Source organism: Pseudomonas glycinis, from assembly GCF_054871425.1.
The window spans coordinates 585,305-601,059 of record NZ_JBTYHF010000002.1 but is presented as its reverse complement, the minus strand read 5'-3'; the positions used below and the strand labels follow the sequence as shown (position 1 = coordinate 601,059).

Annotated in this window: 14 protein-coding genes; 7 read left to right on the top strand and 7 right to left on the bottom strand. The window is 60.4% G+C overall.

What is annotated here, in order from left to right; genetic code table 11:
• The first annotated feature begins 143 nt into the window (after positions 1-143).
• Positions 144-617, top strand: a complete 474-nt coding sequence (locus ACYSTU_RS06815) for an Lrp/AsnC family transcriptional regulator (RefSeq protein WP_041476556.1) — start codon at positions 144-146, stop codon at positions 615-617.
• 100 nt (positions 618-717) lie between these two features.
• Here ACYSTU_RS06815 and lpdA read toward each other — a convergent pair whose 3' ends face one another.
• Positions 718-2,118: a dihydrolipoyl dehydrogenase gene (gene lpdA, locus ACYSTU_RS06810; RefSeq protein WP_136493231.1), complete on the bottom strand. Its 1,401-nt coding sequence runs from the start codon at positions 2,116-2,118 to the stop codon at positions 718-720.
• 210 nt (positions 2,119-2,328) lie between these two features.
• Here lpdA and hflK (ACYSTU_RS06805) point away from each other — a divergent pair, with 210 nt between their 5' ends.
• The 5 genes from hflK (ACYSTU_RS06805) (at position 2,329) to cfaB (ending at position 9,648) form a co-directional block, all read left to right on the top strand.
• The gene (hflK, locus tag ACYSTU_RS06805) at positions 2,329-4,290 is read left to right on the top strand and encodes a protease modulator HflK (protein ID WP_498996983.1); all 1,962 of its coding nucleotides are present in this window, start codon (positions 2,329-2,331) and stop codon (positions 4,288-4,290) included.
• The gene (hflC, locus tag ACYSTU_RS06800; RefSeq protein WP_498996980.1) at positions 4,287-5,330 is read left to right on the top strand and encodes a protease modulator HflC; all 1,044 of its coding nucleotides are present in this window, start codon (positions 4,287-4,289) and stop codon (positions 5,328-5,330) included. Before hflK (ACYSTU_RS06805) ends, hflC begins: the two co-directional genes overlap by 4 nt.
• On the top strand, positions 5,327-6,376 hold the full coding sequence (gene hflK / locus ACYSTU_RS06795; protein WP_498996977.1) for a protease modulator HflK: 1,050 nt from the start codon (positions 5,327-5,329) through the stop codon (positions 6,374-6,376). The genes hflC and hflK (ACYSTU_RS06795) overlap by 4 nt, the downstream gene beginning before the upstream one ends.
• Positions 6,373-8,283: a cation-translocating P-type ATPase gene (locus ACYSTU_RS06790; RefSeq protein ID WP_498996974.1), complete on the top strand. Its 1,911-nt coding sequence runs from the start codon at positions 6,373-6,375 to the stop codon at positions 8,281-8,283. The genes hflK (ACYSTU_RS06795) and ACYSTU_RS06790 overlap by 4 nt, the downstream gene beginning before the upstream one ends.
• Before the next feature lie 177 nt (positions 8,284-8,460).
• Positions 8,461-9,648: a C17 cyclopropane fatty acid synthase CfaB gene (gene cfaB / locus ACYSTU_RS06785; protein ID WP_122612801.1), complete on the top strand. Its 1,188-nt coding sequence runs from the start codon at positions 8,461-8,463 to the stop codon at positions 9,646-9,648.
• A gap of 10 nt (positions 9,649-9,658) precedes the next feature.
• Here the strand turns inward: cfaB and cls are convergent, their stop codons facing one another.
• Positions 9,659-11,098 carry a cardiolipin synthase gene (gene cls, locus ACYSTU_RS06780; RefSeq protein ID WP_122692290.1) on the bottom strand — a complete coding sequence of 480 codons (1,440 nt, stop codon included), beginning with the start codon at positions 11,096-11,098 and terminating at the stop codon, positions 9,659-9,661.
• Positions 11,099-11,229: 131 nt separating this feature from the next.
• On the opposite strand from cls, the gene ACYSTU_RS06775 reads away from it, so the two are divergent.
• Positions 11,230-11,748: a DUF3617 domain-containing protein gene (locus ACYSTU_RS06775; protein WP_016772436.1), complete on the top strand. Its 519-nt coding sequence runs from the start codon at positions 11,230-11,232 to the stop codon at positions 11,746-11,748.
• Between the two features lie 83 nt (positions 11,749-11,831).
• Here the strand turns inward: ACYSTU_RS06775 and ACYSTU_RS06770 are convergent, their stop codons facing one another.
• The 5 genes from ACYSTU_RS06770 to ACYSTU_RS06750 all read right to left on the bottom strand — a co-directional run bounded on the left by ACYSTU_RS06770 (position 11,832) and on the right by ACYSTU_RS06750 (position 15,610).
• Positions 11,832-12,707 (bottom strand): metal ABC transporter substrate-binding protein, encoded by an 876-nt coding sequence (locus ACYSTU_RS06770; protein ID WP_136493225.1) that lies wholly within the window; start codon positions 12,705-12,707, stop codon positions 11,832-11,834.
• An 11-nt stretch (positions 12,708-12,718) separates the two neighbouring features.
• Positions 12,719-13,588 carry a metal ABC transporter permease gene (locus ACYSTU_RS06765; RefSeq protein WP_130888840.1) on the bottom strand — a complete coding sequence of 290 codons (870 nt, stop codon included), beginning with the start codon at positions 13,586-13,588 and terminating at the stop codon, positions 12,719-12,721.
• Entirely contained in the window at positions 13,588-14,256 is a 669-nt protein-coding gene (locus ACYSTU_RS06760) for a metal ABC transporter ATP-binding protein (RefSeq protein WP_498996967.1), read from the bottom strand. The genes ACYSTU_RS06765 and ACYSTU_RS06760 overlap by 1 nt, the downstream gene beginning before the upstream one ends.
• Positions 14,253-15,149: a GTP cyclohydrolase FolE2 gene (gene folE2 / locus ACYSTU_RS06755; protein ID WP_136493223.1), complete on the bottom strand. Its 897-nt coding sequence runs from the start codon at positions 15,147-15,149 to the stop codon at positions 14,253-14,255. The genes ACYSTU_RS06760 and folE2 overlap by 4 nt, the downstream gene beginning before the upstream one ends.
• Before the next feature lie 83 nt (positions 15,150-15,232).
• Positions 15,233-15,610, bottom strand: a complete 378-nt coding sequence (locus ACYSTU_RS06750; RefSeq protein WP_024014861.1) for a hypothetical protein — start codon at positions 15,608-15,610, stop codon at positions 15,233-15,235.
• Between the last annotated feature and the right edge of the window lie 145 nt (positions 15,611-15,755).

Below are 15,755 nucleotides of genomic sequence, written 5' to 3'. Positions count from 1 at the left end.
CACACCCCCTTTCGCTGTTGATTTGCTCGGGCCAGTCTAGAGCGAGAGGGCAGGGCAGGTGCTTGCGTAGTCGGCTTCAATTGTTCGCAGCTTTGGCATAACCTGCTGGTTTTCAACCGTCAGACTATCGGGATCTGCCAATGATGAAACTCGACGCCTATGACCGCAAGATTCTCGCCGCGCTGCAACGCAACGGGCGCTTGAGCAATGTCGAGCTCGCAGAAGAAATCGGCCTGTCGGCTTCGCCGTGTTTGCGCCGGGTGCGCATGCTGGAAGAGGCGGGGGTGATCCGAGGTTACCAGGCCAATCTGGATCGCGATGAAGTCGGGCTGGGGCTGACGGTGTTTGTCGGGGTCAAGGTCGAGCGCCACAACGAAGAACGCGCCGAGGCTTTTTATGCCGCTGTTACTGCGCTGCCTGAGGTGGTCTCAGCGTTTCTGGTGTCCGGCGAATCGGACTTTTTGTTGCAGGTAGTGGTGCCTGACTTGCGCGCTTATGACCGCTTTGTCAGCGGCCATCTGCTCAAGCTTCCGGGTGTGAGCGATATTCGCAGCAACTTTGCCATTCACACAGTGAAAGCGCCGGGCGCGTTGCCGTTAGGCCATCTGCCGCTGTAGACCGGGTGGCGCCATTCGCGAGCAGGCTCGCTCCCACATGGGGAACGCATTCCAAAGTGGGAGCGAGCCTGCTCGCGAAGACGGCGGCAAAGTTTGGAACCTACATCTGCGTCGCCATCCCCTCGACATTCATCGCTGCCTGACGCAACGCTTCCGAACGCGTCGGGTGCGGATGGCAGGTAAGGGCAATGTCCTCGGCCGAGGCGCTGAACTCCATCGCCACACAGAATTCGCCGATCATCTCGCTCACGCTCGGCCCGACCAGATGCACGCCAAGCACTTCGTCCGTGCGCTCGTCGGCGAGGACTTTGGCAAAGCCTTCTGTTTCGTGATTGATCTTCGCCCGGCTGTTGGCGGTGAAAGGAAACTTGCCGACCTTGTAGGCACGGCCCTCGGCCTTTAGCTGTTCTTCGGTCTGGCCGACGCTGGCCAGCTCCGGTTGGGTGTAGATGACGTTGGGGATCAGCGCGTAATTGACCTCGCCAGCCTTGCCGTGGATCTGCTCGACGCAGGCCATGGCTTCGTCTTCAGCCTTGTGCGCGAGCATCGGGCCGGACGTGACGTCGCCGATCACCCAGACCCCGGCGGCTTCGGTGCGATGTTGCTTGTTGGCGAGCATGCCGCGTTTGTCGGTACTCAGGCCGACGTTCTCCAGCCCCAAGCCCTGGGTGTATGGCCGGCGCCCGATGGCCACCAGCACATAATCGGCTTCGATCAGTTCAGCCGTGCCGCCAGCGGCAGGCTCGACACTCAGCTGCACGCCTGTGGCGGAGCTGGTGGCACTGGTGACCTTCGAGCTCAGTTTGAAGGCAATGCCTTGTTTGCTCAGCGCGCGCTGCAAGGTCTTGCCGGCCTCGCCATCGACGCCGGGGCAGATACGATCAAGGTATTCGACCACGGTGACCTGCGCGCCGAGTCGGCGCCATACCGAACCCAGCTCCAGGCCGATCACCCCGGCACCAATGACCACCAGATGTTTGGGTACTTCACTCAATGACAGTGCGCCGGTGGAATCGAGGATGCGCTGGTTGTCGATCTCGACGCCGGGCAGGGGAGTGGGCTCGGAACCAGTGGCAATAATGATGTCCTTGGCGCTGAGTTCGCTCTTGTTGCCTTGGGCGTCGGTCACCGTCACTTTGCCCGGGCCGTCGATATGGCCCCAACCCTTGATCCAGTCGACTTTGTTCTTGCGAAACAGAAACTCGATGCCCTTGGTCAGGCCGGCGACGCTTTCGTCCTTCTGCTTCATCATCTGCGCGAGGTTCAGCGTCGGTTCGACCTCGATGCCGAGATTGGCAAACTCCTTGCCCACCGCAGCGGCGTACAGCTCTGAGGCGTGCAACAAGGCTTTGGACGGCATGCAACCGACGTTCAGGCAGGTGCCGCCCAGGGTCGCACGTCCTTCGACGCAAGCGGCCTTGAGCCCGAGCTGGCCCGCGCGGATCGCTGCGTTATAACCGCCGGGGCCGCCGCCCAGAATCACTACGTCATAGTTGCTCATGCGCTTGCTCCAGATTGCTCGAAGGGGATAGCCAAGATTAGTCGCGATAAAAATTATGTGCGTAATATGAGCTTCGTCGAACATTTCGGTCAAGGCTTCAGGCAAGCGACAGCTGCGGCATCCTTGAATAAGCGTATTTGTGTACGAATATTTCACAGTTTGCGTTATATCGTAACGCTATGAACGCAGAGCCTACATTTTCGGGGTGTTATGCAAGTCGATCTTGAGTTGGACGCCACGCCAGTCACCGGGCTGCCGCGCTTTCAGCAGGCAGCCGTGCAGTCACGCAAATTGCGTCGGTTGGCGTATGGACTCGGCGCAGTGGCGGGGTCGGGCTGGGTGCTGGCGTTTTTCGTCTGCCTGTTTGCGCCGCAGTCCCTGTGGTTGCCGTTGTTGGTCAATCAGGGCGCAGCGTTGCTGGTGCTGGTCGCCGGTCTGCAATCGGCGTGGTGGGTGGCGCGATGGCGCGCGCGGGTGATGCATCCGCCCGCTTCGCAACCGAGCGTCGTGGAGGAGGGCGCCGCAGCCGAGGGCTGGTACGAAAGGCTGCTGGAGCGATTGAGTCAGCGGGGCCGCCATCTGCTTGGACAAATCGGTGCGCCGACGTTGTGGCTCGGCGGCTGGGCGTTGCTGGTTCTGCTTGGTATTGAGCAGGTGTGGAATCTCACGTTGCCTGCGGCGGCCTTGGGGCTGTCGGCGAGCATCGGTGCGGCATTGGCGTTGTTGCTGGCGTTTGCCCTGCTGGTGCTGGAGCGGCACCTGGCGCAGGAACCGCCGGCGCAATGGCCGGAAGCGGCTGCGCTGGCGCAACTGACCCGGGTGGTGGTCATCACACTCTTGATCGGTGCGCTGTGTCTGTTGTTTGCCAGCGAAAGCGCAGTCTGGCCGGTACGCGTGGCGGTGCTCAGCGCAGTCCTGCCAATGTTGGTTGCCGGCGAACTGCTGTTGCGCGCGTTACTGTCTGTCTTCAGCCCGCGGCGTGAACAACTGGAACCGACCCTGCTGGCGCGCAGTTTTATCGCCGATATGCTGCGCTGGCCGCCGCAGCCGTGGCTGGCGTTGCAGCATGAAATGCACAATCGGTTCGGCATCGATCTGCGCCAGATCTGGGCCTTCAGTTACATGCGCCGGGCCTTGTTGCCGGTGTTGGCGGTGGTCGCCCTAAGCGGTTGGCTGCTGAGCGGCGTACATGAAATTCCCCTGCAAGGTCGCGGCATCTACGAGCGCTTCGGTAATCCGGTACAGGTTTTCGGCCCGGGTTTGCATGCCGGTTTGCCCTCGCCATTGGGGCGTGTGATCTCCGTTGAAAACGGCGTAGTCCACGAACTGGCCACCAGCGTCGGCGATAAGCCAATCGCCGTGCAGTCCGATTCCGCTGAAGGCCCGGCGCCGCTGACCGCCAACCGTTTGTGGGACGCCAGCCACGTCAACGACAAATCCCAGGTCATCGCCAGCAGCCGCGGCGCGCAACAGGGCCTGCAAATCGTCAACATGGACGTGCGCTTCGTTTATCGCATCGGTTTGAACGACGAAGCGGCACTTGCTGCGACCTACAACAGTGCCGATGTACCGACGCTGATTCGCAGCACCGCCAGCCGCATCCTGGTTCACGATTTTGCCTCGCGCACCCTCGACGGTCTGCTCGGCGACGACAGGGCAGGGCTGGCCGAGGAAATCGGTCGCGCAGTGCAAAGCGATCTGAACAGATTGAACAGCGGTGTGGAAATCCTCGCCACAGTTGTCGAAGCGATTCATCCACCGGCCGGCGCGGCGAATGCCTACCACAGTGTGCAAGCGGCGCAGATCGGCGCGCAGGCGTTGATCGCTCGCGAACGCGGGGCGGCTGCGCAGGCCACTAACGAGGCGCAGTTGCAGGCGAGTACGGCGCGGGATCAGGCAGTGGCCAATGCGCGGGAGATCAATGCAGCCGCGCAAACCGCCGACCTTAAATTCAGCGCCGATCAGAAAGCTTTCACCAATGCCGGCCAGGCCTTCGTGCTGGAGCAATATCTCAGCCAGCTCAGTCAGGGCTTGAGTAAAGCCAAGTTGCTGATACTCGATCATCGACTCGGCGGGAGCGCAAATGCGCCAACCATCGATCTGCGTACTTTCACACTGCCGACTGATCCGTCGCCCGCCCGTACCACCGCTCAACCAGGAGCCACCCATTGAGCCAGTCGCCTGTTCATGACGTTCACGACCACAGCGGCCACGACCACGGCCACGGCGGGCATCACCATCATCATGGGCATCACCACCATCACGGCGAGGTGCCAGAAGTCGGACCATTTCCGTGGCGGCGTATGGGCTGGGCTGCGTTGCTGGTGGCGTTTGCCATTGCCGCCGCAAGTCTGGTGCAAGTGCGCTCCGGTGAAGCCACGGTCATCACCCGTTTCGGTAATCCTTCGCGGGTATTGCTTGATCCCGGTTTGAGCTGGCGCTGGCCTGCGCCGTTCGAAGCGGCGATTCCGGTGGACTTGCGTCTACGTACCACCTCAAGTGGTTTGCAGGACGTCGGCACCAAGGACGGTTTGCGCATCATCGTTCAGGCCTACGTGGCGTGGCAGGTGCAGGGTGATCCTGAACACGTGCAGCGTTTCATGCGTGCCGTGCAGAATCAGCCGGACGAAGCGGCGCGGCAGATTCGAACCTTTGTCGGCTCAGCGCTGGAGACCACGGCCAGCAGTTTCGATCTGGCGAATCTGGTCAACACTGATGCCAAACAAGTGCGCATCGGCGATTTTGAAACGCAGTTGCGTCAGCAGATCGATCAACAGTTGCTTGCTACATATGGCGTGCGCGTTGTGCAGGTGGGTATCGAGCGTTTGACTTTGCCATCGGTCACGCTCAGCGCCACGGTCGACCGCATGCGTGCCGAGCGTGAAACCATTGCTACGGAACGTACAGCGATCGGCAAACGCGAAGCGGCGCAAATTCGCTCCGCCGCCGAGCGCGATGCGCGGATCGTCCAGGCTGATGCAATGGTGAAAGCCGCTGACATTGAAGCGCAATCGCGAGTCGAGGCTGCGCAGGTTTATGGGCGCGCCTACGCCAGCTCGCCACAGCTTTACAACCTCCTGCGCTCCCTCGACACCCTCGGCACCATCGTCACGCCGGACACCAAATTGATTCTGCGCACCGATGCCGCACCTTTCCGCGTATTGGTCGACGGCCCACCGACGCTCGACAACAAAGCTGGATCGCAACGATGAGCGAAGAAGTTCCACGTGGAACACATGCGTTGAACAGTCCGTGGATCCAGGCCGGACGTCTGACCTTCATCGCGCTGTATGCGATCACCGTGTTGGCGGCGTTGGCATGGGCATTCTCGAACGTCCGGCAGATTGATCCGCAAAACCGCGCCGTGGTGCTGCACTTCGGCGCGCTGGATCGCGTTCAGAATGCCGGGCTGTTATGGGCGTGGCCGCAACCCTTTGAGCAGGTGGTTCTGTTGCCGGCGGCTGACCGGGTGATCGAGCGTCGAGTGGAAAATCTGTTGCGCAGTGACGAGGCGTTGAAGGCTGACCGGGTGGCGTCCTTCGCCACGCCATTGAGCGATGCACTCGCCGGGTCTGGTTATTTATTGACCGGCGATGCCGGCGTAGTGCAACTGGACGTGCGAGTGTTTTACCAAGTCTCCGATCCCTATGCGTTCGTGTTGCAGGGCGAACATGTGCTGCCAGCACTCGATCAGCTGGTGACGCGCAGCGCCGTGGCCCTGACCGCCGCGCGAGATCTCGACACCATTCTGGTCGCTCGCCCGGAACTGATCGGCGCCGACAATCAGGCGGCCGAGCGTCGTGAGCGATTGCGCGGTGATCTGGTGCAAGGCATCAACGCGCGACTCACTGAACTGAAGGCGAGCGGCCAGGGTATTGGCATTGAGGTGTCGCGGGTGGATGTGCAATCAAGTCTGCCGGAGCCAGCGGTCAGTGCCTTCAATGCGGTTCTGACGGCCAGTCAGCAAGCCGATAAAGCTGTGGCCAATGCGCGTACCGAGGCGGAAAAACTCACTCAATCTGCCAACGAACAGGCTGACCGCACCTTGCAGGTAGCTCACGCGCAGGCGGGCGAGCGTCTTGCCAAAGCCTCGACCGATACCGCAACCGTCTCGAGTCTGGCCACGTCTACCGACCCGCAAATGCTCCTGCGTCTGTATCGCGAACGCCTGCCGAAAATTCTCGGTCAGGCCGGGTCGGTCACCACCGTCAACCCGAAAGACGATTCCCGATTGATCATTCAAGGAGCCAGTCAATGACGGCGACCACCGCTGCTCCGAGTCTGTTGTCCTCGGCCGAACAACGTCGCGCCGCGCGTCAGTTGACCCTGGCGATGCTTGCGCTCGGATTGCTGGGTCTGGGGTTGCTCTGGCGCTGGATGCTCCCGGAGCAAACCGGTGTCAGCCAGTTGCTGCTCGGTTTCGCCTCGTTGCTGGTAGCGGTTCCGGTGATGCGTTCGGCGTGGTACAGCCTGCGTTACCCGAGCCTGCACGGCATCACCGATCAGTTGATCGCGCTGGCCATGCTCGGTGCCTGGGCGACCGGTGATCTGCTCACTGCGGCGTTGTTGCCGATCATCATGATCTTCGGCCATGTGCTTGAGGAGCGCAGCGTGATCGGCTCCCAGGAAGCGATCAATGCGCTTGGCCAGTTGACCCGCAGCCATGCGCGCAAGCTGCAAGCAGATGGTTCGATTATCGAAGTGGACAACGGCACGCTCAGTGCTGGCGATATTGTCGAGGTGCGGGCCGGTGATCGGGTGCCGGCGGACGGTCGTGTGTTATCGGGGCAGGCGAGCCTTGATACCGCGTCGATTACCGGTGAGTCGGTTCCGGTGGAAGCGGGCGTCGGCATGCTAGTGTTCGGCGGCGCGATCAACCTCGATGGATTGCTGCGCGTCGAAGTCACCCGCACCGGCGACGAATCCACCTTGGGCAAAGTCATCGCCCTGATGCAAAACGCCGAGCGCTCGAAACCGCCGATCACGCGATTGCTCGAACGCTATGCCGGCAGCTACATGGTTCTGGTCTTGCTGCTGGCGGCGGTAACCTGGTTCGTCACTCATGATGCGCAAGCAATGCTCGCGGTATTGGTGGCGGCGTGTCCGTGTGCGTTGGTGCTGTCGGCGCCGGCCACGGCGATTGCCGGTGTCGCCGTCGCCGCGCGTCACGGGATCCTGATTCGCAGCTCGGCGTTCCTCGAAGAACTCGCCGATCTGACCTCGCTCGTGGTCGACAAGACCGGCACGCTGACTTACGGCACCTTGCGTTTGCAGTCGATAGACAGCCTGAATGCGGACACCGCCGAAGTGCAGACACTGGCCGCCAGTCTCGGCGCGGCAAGCAGTCATCCGGTGAGCCGAGCACTCGCTGGGCTGGTTGACCAGGAAGCGTATTGGCCTCTGACCAACATCCATGAGCGCCAAGGCCTGGGCGTAGTGGCGACGACAGAGAAGGGCGAAGCTGCGCTCGGTCGTCCAGAGTTGTTCGCGCAACTGGGTATCACAACCACCCTTGTTCCTGAGCACGATGGGCCGATTGCCGGGTTGGCCCTTAAGGGCGAATTCCTCGCCTGGCTGTTACTCGCCGACAGCATCAAACCCGAAGCACGCTTTGCCTTGAGCGAATTGCGTGAACTGGGGCTGGGACGCCAACTCCTGCTGACGGGGGATCGCCAGAGCGTTGCGCGAACGTTGGCGCAGGAAGTCGGGCTGAACGAAGTCCAAGCGCAAGCGCTTCCGGAGGACAAACTCAATCGCGTACTGAAGGAAATCGATCACGGCTTCCGCCCGATGGTAGTAGGCGACGGCATCAACGATTCACTCGCGCTCAAGGCCGGCGTGGTCGGCGTGGCGATGGGCGCTGGCGGGGCCGACATTGCCTTGGCGTCGGCGGACATCGTCTTGATCGGCAGCGACTTGCGTCGCCTCGGTACTTGCGTGCGCTTGAGTCGTCAGTGCCGGCGTACTTTGCAGGTCAACGTGATTATCGGCCTCGGCTGGACGCTGGCTATCGTGGTCTTCGCGGCGTTCGGCTGGCTTGGTGCGGCCGGGGCTATGATCGCGGCGCTGCTGCATAACCTCAGTACCTTGTTGGTGTTGGGCAACGCCGGACGTTTGCTGCGCTTTCAGGAGCCATTGCTCAGGCTCGACGCTCAGGATAAATGAAAGAAAATTCATCGAACCGCCGAGTGCGCAGGCAGTCATCTATCGTAAGACGCGTCGTCTGTGGCGTTCAGCCGATGTGCCGATCACGATAGACAAGGCCGATCGAATCGATAGCCTGCTATTTTTCCAGGTTGGTCTACCCTCAGATCAGACGTCTGAAACAAGGGGGGATTTTCCATGCTCGCGCAACTTCCACCGGCCTTACAGAATCTGCAGTTACCGCTTCGCCTGCGACTCTGGGACGGCCACGAGTTCAATCTGGGCCCGACGCCCAGCGTAACCATCGTCGTCAAGGACCCGCAGATGGTTACTCAATTCACCCACCCAAGCCTGGATGCGCTGGGTGCGGCGTTCGTCGAAGGCAAGCTGGAACTGGAGGGCTCGATCAGCGAGGTCATTCGGGTTTGCGACGAGTTGAGCAATGCGCTGCTCGACGAAGACGAAGGCAGTCAGCCGGTGCGTGCGCATCACGACAAGGACACTGACGCCAAGGCCATTTCCTACCACTACGACCTGTCGAATGCGTTCTACCAGCTCTGGCTGGACAGCGACATGGCGTATTCCTGTGCCTATTTCGAAACCGGTAGCGAAACCCTCGAACAGGCGCAGCAAGCCAAATTCCGCCATCTGTGCCGCAAGCTGCGCTTGCAGCCGGGCGAGTATTTGCTGGATGTCGGCTGCGGTTGGGGCGGTCTGGCGCGGTATGCGGCGCGAGAGTTCGGCGTAAAGGTGTTCGGTATTACTTTGAGCAAGGAGCAGTTGGCGCTGGCGCAGGAGCGGGTCAAGGCCGAGGGTCTGGAAGATCAGGTCGAACTGCAATTGCTCGACTACCGCGATCTGCCGCAGGACGGCCGCTTCGACAAGGTTGTCAGCGTCGGCATGTTCGAACACGTTGGTCATGCCAATCTCGCCGAGTATTGCGCAACGCTGTTTGGCGCGGTGAAGGAGGGCGGCTTGGTGATGAACCACGGCATCACCGCCAAGCACACCGATGGCCGCCCGGTTGGACGCGGCGCTGGCGACTTTATCGAAAAATACGTGTTCCCCAACGGCGAGCTGCCACATCTGGCGATGATCTCAGCCGAGATCAGTGAAGCCGGGCTGGAAATCGTCGATGTCGAAAGCTTGCGCCTGCACTACGCGCGCACGCTCGATCACTGGAGCGAACGACTGGAGGATAACCTCGAAGCTGCGGCGAAACTGGTGCCTGAACAAGCGCTGCGTATCTGGCGTCTGTATCTGGCCGGTTGCGCGTATGCCTTCGCGCGGGGCTGGATCAACCTGCATCAGATCCTCGCCGTGAAAGCGCATCCGGATGGCAGCCACGAATTGCCCTGGACCCGCGACGATATCTACCACCCCTGAAACGGGGCGCTCAGAGTATCGGCGAAATCAGCCGGGCGATCCGCATGCCGACCTGTTGCAGGCGGTGGATCTCCCGGCTTTCTTCTTTGGCCACTTCATCGGCCAGGGCGAAATCGTCATTGAGCATTTGTTCCACAGCGGCGGCGAACTCGCTGTCGACGGTCAGTAACATCACTTCGAAATTCAGGCGAAACGAGCGATTGTCCAGATTGGCGCTGCCGATGGCGCTGATTTCGCTGTCGATCAACACCACTTTCTGATGCAGGAAACCTGGGCGATAGCGGAACACCCGCACGCCGGCACGCACCGCCTCGAAGGCATACAGGCTGGAGGCGGCATAGACGATGCGATGATCAGGCCGCGACGGCAACAGCAGGCGCACATCAACACCGCGCAACACTGCCAGCCTTAGCGCGGCAAATACGGCTTCGTCCGGGACGAAGTAAGGGCTGGTAATCCAGACCCGTTGTGTTGCTGCGTGAATGGCTTCGACGAAAAACAGCGAGCAGGTTTCATAAGCATCGGCCGGACCGCTGGCAAGCAATTGGCAAAGCACGCCATCCTCCGGGTATGTATCCGGAAGGATCAACGGCGGCAGAGTACGAGCAGCCCAGAACCAATCTTCGGCGAACGATTCCTGCATGCAGGCCACCACCGGCCCGCGGACTTTGACGTGGGTGTCACGCCACGGCGCCAATGGTGGCTTCTCACCCATGTATTCATCGCCGACGTTATGCCCGCCGACAAAGCCGACTACGCCATCGACCACAACGATTTTGCGGTGGTTGCGGAAGTTGACCTGAAAGCGGTTGAGCCACCCGCTGCGCGTGGCAAAGGCTTTGACCTCGACGCCGGCATCACGCAGCGCCTGCACGTAATGATGGGGCAGGGCATGGCTGCCGATGCGGTCGTAGAGCAAATGAATCGACACGCCTTCGGCGGCTTTCTGCAAAAGCAGATCACGCAAGCGCTGGCCGAGCCGATCGTCGTGAATGATGAAGAACTGGATCAGCACGGCTTCCTTCGCTTGTGCGATCGCCTGAAAAATCGCATCGAAAGTCGCGGTGCCGTTCACCAGCAGTTGCACCTCGTTGTTCGCCAGGCACGGCATGCGACCCAGTTTCGGCATTGCGCGCAGTGAGGCGTAGGCACTCGACGCGCGAGCGGCCAGGGCTTCTTCCACCCACGGGCGCCAGTTCAATTCGGAAATGGCCAGGCGCATCTGCTCGTTGGCCTGGCGCCGGGCCTTGATGTAGCCATCGAAGGTGCTGCGACCAAAGACCAGATATGGAATAAGCGTGAGATAGGGAATGAAGATCAGCGACAATGCCCAGGCGATCGAGCCTTGCGCAGTGCGCACGGTGAGCACCGCATGGATTGCAGCGATCGAACCGAGTGTGTGCAACAGGGCGATCAGGTAACCGAAAATGTGCGGTCCGAAAAAATCCATGGGGCAGCCTTGCTCCGTGAGATGCAATGCTTAACAGACCATGTTCTGCGGCGAATGTCTCTATTTAATCGGTGCATGAACCGACGCAACCGGCCGGCGTCTAACGGCCACAACTGATCAGGAGTTTCTCGATGAACGTTCGTCTGCTGGGTTTGGCGCTGGGCCTGGGTTTGGCATTGCCGGTGGTTGCGCAGGCGCAAATGCTGCAGCCGGGGTTGTGGGAAATGTCTTCGAGCAATCTGAAGGTCGATGATCAGGCCATGGATGTGCAATCGATCCTTGGCCAGATTCAAGGCCAGATCACCCCGCAGCAGCGCGCTGCGCTGGAGAAGAACGGCATCAACATCGGCGGCAAAGGGATCCGCGCTTGCCTGACGCCGCAGCAGGTCGCGACCAACGACATCCCGCTGGCCGATCCGCAATCGGGCTGCAAGCAACAGATCACCGAGCGCACCGGCAACCAGTGGAAATTCCGCTTCAGCTGCCCGAAAGCCCAAGGCACCGGCGTCGCGACATTCCTCAGTGACCGCGAATTCACCACCGTTGCCAATGGCACCTTCAACGCCATCGGTATCAACCAGAAGGGTAGTCTGGAAACCCGTGCCGTGTGGCTGGGTCAGGATTGCGGCACGGTAAAACCCCGCGCTTGAACCCTCTGCGACGCCCACAGTTGGAAGCCATTCCAACTGTGGGAGCGAGCCTGCTCGCGAATAGATCGAAAGCGCACCTCAGGTCATGGCTGACTCAACGCCTTGTACAGCGTATTAAGGTTGTACTCGAACAGCCCGGTAAAAGTGCTCGCAGGCCCGGTGGAAGCCAGTGCATCCGAGTACAGCGTGCCACCGATGTGTGCGCCGCTTTCATCCGCGATCTGCTTGAGCAGACGCGCGTCCTTGATGTTTTCCATGAACACCGCCTTGACCTTGGCCTGGCGAATCTGCGTGATCAGCGCAGCGACTTCGGCGGCGGAGGGTTCGCGTTCGGTGGATAAACCCTGTGGCGCGATAAAGTCGATGCCATAGGCCTGACCCAGATAGCCAAAGGCATCGTGGCTGGTGACGATCTTGCGATTACCCGGCGGCAGCGCGCCGAGTTTGTTTTTGGCTTCGGCGAGCAGGGCATAGATCTGCTTGAGGTAGGTCTGGCTGTTGCGCTCGTAGTCAGCCTTGTTGGCCGGGTCGGCGGCGATCAGCGCCTTGGTGATGTTGGCGACGTACCACTCAGCGTTCGCCAGATTGTGCCAGGCGTGTGGATCCGGAACGGTTTCGCCATCTTCATCGAGCGAACGTGGAATCACCCCGCGACTGGCACTGATCACCGTTGCCTTGCTGTCGGTGCTGGTCACCAGGCGATCCAGCCAAGGTTCGAAACCGAGGCCGTTCTTGATGATCACTTTGGCTTTGAGCAACGCCTTGGCATCGTCCGGTGTCGGCTCGTAGGTGTGCGCATCGGCGTCCGCGCCGACCATGTTGGTGATCTCAACGTGCTCGCCGCCGACCTGATGAACCATGTCGGCAAGGATGCTGAAGCTGGTGACCACCGGCAGTTTTTCGGCGGCTGACAAGGACATCGACAGCATCAGGCTGAACAGCACGAGTAGAGCGCGCATCGGGAAACACCTCATTGGGATGTGAGCAAAGGCGGGCGGCGCAGCAAACCGTGAACCGGTCCGAACACCACCGACAGCAGATAGCCGACCCCCGCGACCAGCACGATGGCCGGGCCGCTGGGCAGCGAGTAGTAGAACGACAGCAGCAAGCCGAGCCACACAGACACGCAGCCCATGACCGCGGCGATGGCGATCAGTAGCGGTAGGCGGCGACTCCAAAATTTCGACGCAGCAGCCGGAAGCATCATCAGGCCGACAACCATCAGTGCGCCGATGGCCTGAAAGCCGATCACCAGATTCAGCACGACCAGAGTCAGGAACACGCCATGAGCCAGTGGTCCGAGACGACTGACCGTGCGCAAGAACAATGGGTCCAGTGTGTCCAGCAGCAGAGGTTTGTAGATCGCCGCCATCGCCATGAGGCTGACCGCCGAGACCCACAGCATGCCGGTCAGTGTCGGCCCGTCTACGGCCAACGCTGAGCCGAACAGCAAGTGCAGAAGGTCGAGGCGCTTGCCGGCGATGCCAAGGATCAAAACGCCGCTGGCCAGTGAGATCGGATAGATCGCGGCGAGGCTGGCATCTTCTCGCAACCCCGTTCGCCGGGTGATCCAAGCCGCGAGTCCGGCCATGCTCAGCCCGGCTCCCAAGCCACCGAGGGTGAGTGCGGGAAGGCTCAAACCGGCAAACCAGAATCCCAAAGCAGCGCCAGGAAGGATGCCGTGGGCGACAGCGTCACCGATCAAACTCATACGCCTGAGTATCAGAAAAACACCCAAGGGCGCCGTGCTGCATGCCAGCACCAGGCCGCCGAGCAAGGCACGGCGCATGAACACAAACTCGCTGAACGGCTGCCAGAAATGGCTGACGGTGGCGAGCATCAGGCGACCTGCATGTGCGGTGTTGGCTGGATCAGTTCTCTGCTGGTTCCGTACACGCATTGGCCGTTTTTGATCAGCAGGGTATGCGGAATTTGTTGGCGGACAGCCGCCAGGTCATGGCAGACCACAAGCAGTGTCCGGCCTTCGGCGTGCCAGTGGTGAATGTGCTGCCAGAGCAATTGCTGGCCGAGTTCGTCGAGTGCGGAGTGCGGTTCGTCCAGCAACAGCACCGGGGCGTCAGCAAGGCTCAGTCGCGCGAGCAGGGCACGTTGTAGCTCACCGCCGGACAGGGCCATCAACGGACGCTGTTCGAGCCCACTCAAATGCCAGTCTTCCAATGCGTTTTTCAGTCGCTGCGTGCGCAGTTGCGTCGACAGCCGGCGGCCCCAGAAACCTGCGGCGATGAGTTCTTCCAGGCTTATTGGAAATTGCCGATCCAAGTGCTGCTGTTGCGGCAGAAAGGAAATTCCGCTTTGGCGTGGAACAGCCATTTCCACTTTGCCAGCGAGAGGCTTCTGCAATCCCGCAATGACCTTAAGCAGGCTGCTTTTGCCGCAGCCGTTGGCGCCGATGATGGCGGTCAGGCTGGCGCTCTCGAACTCAAGACTCAGAGGCGTCGTCAGCGGTTGACCGGGAGCGCCCCAGGCCAGCGATTGGCAGCGGATCATATTTGCTCCCGCTGCCAGCTGCTTTCGGCGACGGCGTCATGAGCATGCAGGCTTTCGGCGTGGATCACGCGGATATGCAATTGTTTGATGCCGGGTGTGCGTTGCAGTGCCAGGGTGAGGCGGCGCGCGGCGTCTTCGCAGAACATCAGGTTTTGCCCATTGGCGAGTGCGAAGGCTTGCTCGTCGGGGCGCTTTACTGCGGTCTGCACGGCGGTGCCGAGGGCTGCTTCAGCGTCATCGATGATCGCGGTCAGCGGTAGCTCGTCGATGAAATTGTCGAGTTGCAGGTGCAGTTGCGCATAGCTGCGCTGGCTGTGCGGTGTCGCTACGATCCCTTTAGTTGAGCCAAGCCATGCCAAAACATCTGCGTGCTGCAGAGCCTTGTTGGCGAAATCGTCGACGAATTGCTGCTGGATCAATTGTCTTGCCAAGGCTGCGGAGCATGGGCACGTCGAGGAATAGGGCAGTTCAATTTTTAGTTCCACGTGGAACATTTGCTGTTTCAGGCTCGCTGAAATGGACGCCGGATAGGATTTCCAGCCGGCCAAGGGGCTGACCAACGCGGGTCGTTTCAGCAACAATTCGGTGTGAATATTCAGATACGCGCAGGCGGATAGACCTTGATGGCTTGTCAGAAAACACTTGAGTACCTGATGCAGCAAAGCGGGAGAAAGGCTTCGCTGTTCGAGGGTTTCGAGTGCCAGATACAAGCGCGACATGTGAATACCACGCGCTTCACCATCATCGAGACTCACGCCAGCGTCGACTCTGGCGCTGAGGCATTGGCCTTCAAGCACAACGGGTAGAGCAATCCCACGCATGCCTACCCAGTCGAGGGGCAGTGCCAAGCGTGCAGATTGGGCGGCGATATCCGGGAGAGTAAGAGCATTCATGGTTGAGACCGTCGTATTGATCTCTATTTACGTTACATTATAACAATCCATTCAGCGATGCTTTTTTCATGAAAAGGATTTCACTAGCAGCCCGTCATCCGGCTGCAAGTGAACCTTGCGCTGCTCCCTCCCGAGCTGGAGAAGCGGTTGATGGTTGTCCAGCCGACACGGCGGGTATAGCCAACCCAAGCCTCGCCATCGGAGGCAATACCGGTAAAAAAGGTTAATTGGCCGAAGCGGCTGTTGGTCTGCGCCCAATAGCGATGGCCGTCCTTCTCGAATCCGCGCAGGTAAAGCGTGGTGCCTACCGTATTGACGCTATAGGCATTGCCGTCGACGTCTACACACGCCAGCAGATTAGCGCTGCGTGTGCAGTGCGCCGGCCCCGGCATGTGCGCCTGTGCTTGGCTGGCCAGCGACATGGCAAAGCTCAAAAGCAGGCATTTCAACCCCTGGTTCATTGCGAGTTTCCACGATCGGTGGTGCAGCAACTTGCGAAATCTCCTCTGCCGGACTGGCAAAATCAAGTTGTTATACTATAACATAAATCGCAACCAGCCTGAGCTGCCGATCACAATCGTATGCCTTCTTTGACCCGGTTAAATG

Excerpts from the sequence above, each read along its gene's own strand:
- ACYSTU_RS06815 (WP_041476556.1), top strand. The coding sequence starts at position 144 with ATGAAACTCGACGCCTATGACCGCAAGATTCTCGCCGCGCTGCAACGC.
- cfaB (WP_122612801.1), top strand. The coding sequence starts at position 8,461 with ATGCTCGCGCAACTTCCACCGGCCTTACAGAATCTGCAGTTACCGCTT.
- ACYSTU_RS06770 (WP_136493225.1), bottom strand. The coding sequence starts at position 12,707 with ATGCGCGCTCTACTCGTGCTGTTCAGCCTGATGCTGTCGATGTCCTTG.
- cls (WP_122692290.1), bottom strand. The coding sequence starts at position 11,098 with ATGGATTTTTTCGGACCGCACATTTTCGGTTACCTGATCGCCCTGTTG.
- ACYSTU_RS06750 (WP_024014861.1), bottom strand. The coding sequence starts at position 15,610 with ATGAACCAGGGGTTGAAATGCCTGCTTTTGAGCTTTGCCATGTCGCTG.
- ACYSTU_RS06760 (WP_498996967.1), bottom strand. The coding sequence starts at position 14,256 with ATGATCCGCTGCCAATCGCTGGCCTGGGGCGCTCCCGGTCAACCGCTG.
- ACYSTU_RS06790 (WP_498996974.1), top strand. The coding sequence starts at position 6,373 with ATGACGGCGACCACCGCTGCTCCGAGTCTGTTGTCCTCGGCCGAACAA.
- folE2 (WP_136493223.1), bottom strand. The coding sequence starts at position 15,149 with ATGAATGCTCTTACTCTCCCGGATATCGCCGCCCAATCTGCACGCTTG.
- ACYSTU_RS06775 (WP_016772436.1), top strand. The coding sequence starts at position 11,230 with ATGAACGTTCGTCTGCTGGGTTTGGCGCTGGGCCTGGGTTTGGCATTG.
- hflK (WP_498996983.1), top strand. The coding sequence starts at position 2,329 with ATGCAAGTCGATCTTGAGTTGGACGCCACGCCAGTCACCGGGCTGCCG.
- lpdA (WP_136493231.1), bottom strand. The coding sequence starts at position 2,118 with ATGAGCAACTATGACGTAGTGATTCTGGGCGGCGGCCCCGGCGGTTAT.
- ACYSTU_RS06765 (WP_130888840.1), bottom strand. The coding sequence starts at position 13,588 with ATGCTCGCCACCGTCAGCCATTTCTGGCAGCCGTTCAGCGAGTTTGTG.
- hflK (WP_498996977.1), top strand. The coding sequence starts at position 5,327 with ATGAGCGAAGAAGTTCCACGTGGAACACATGCGTTGAACAGTCCGTGG.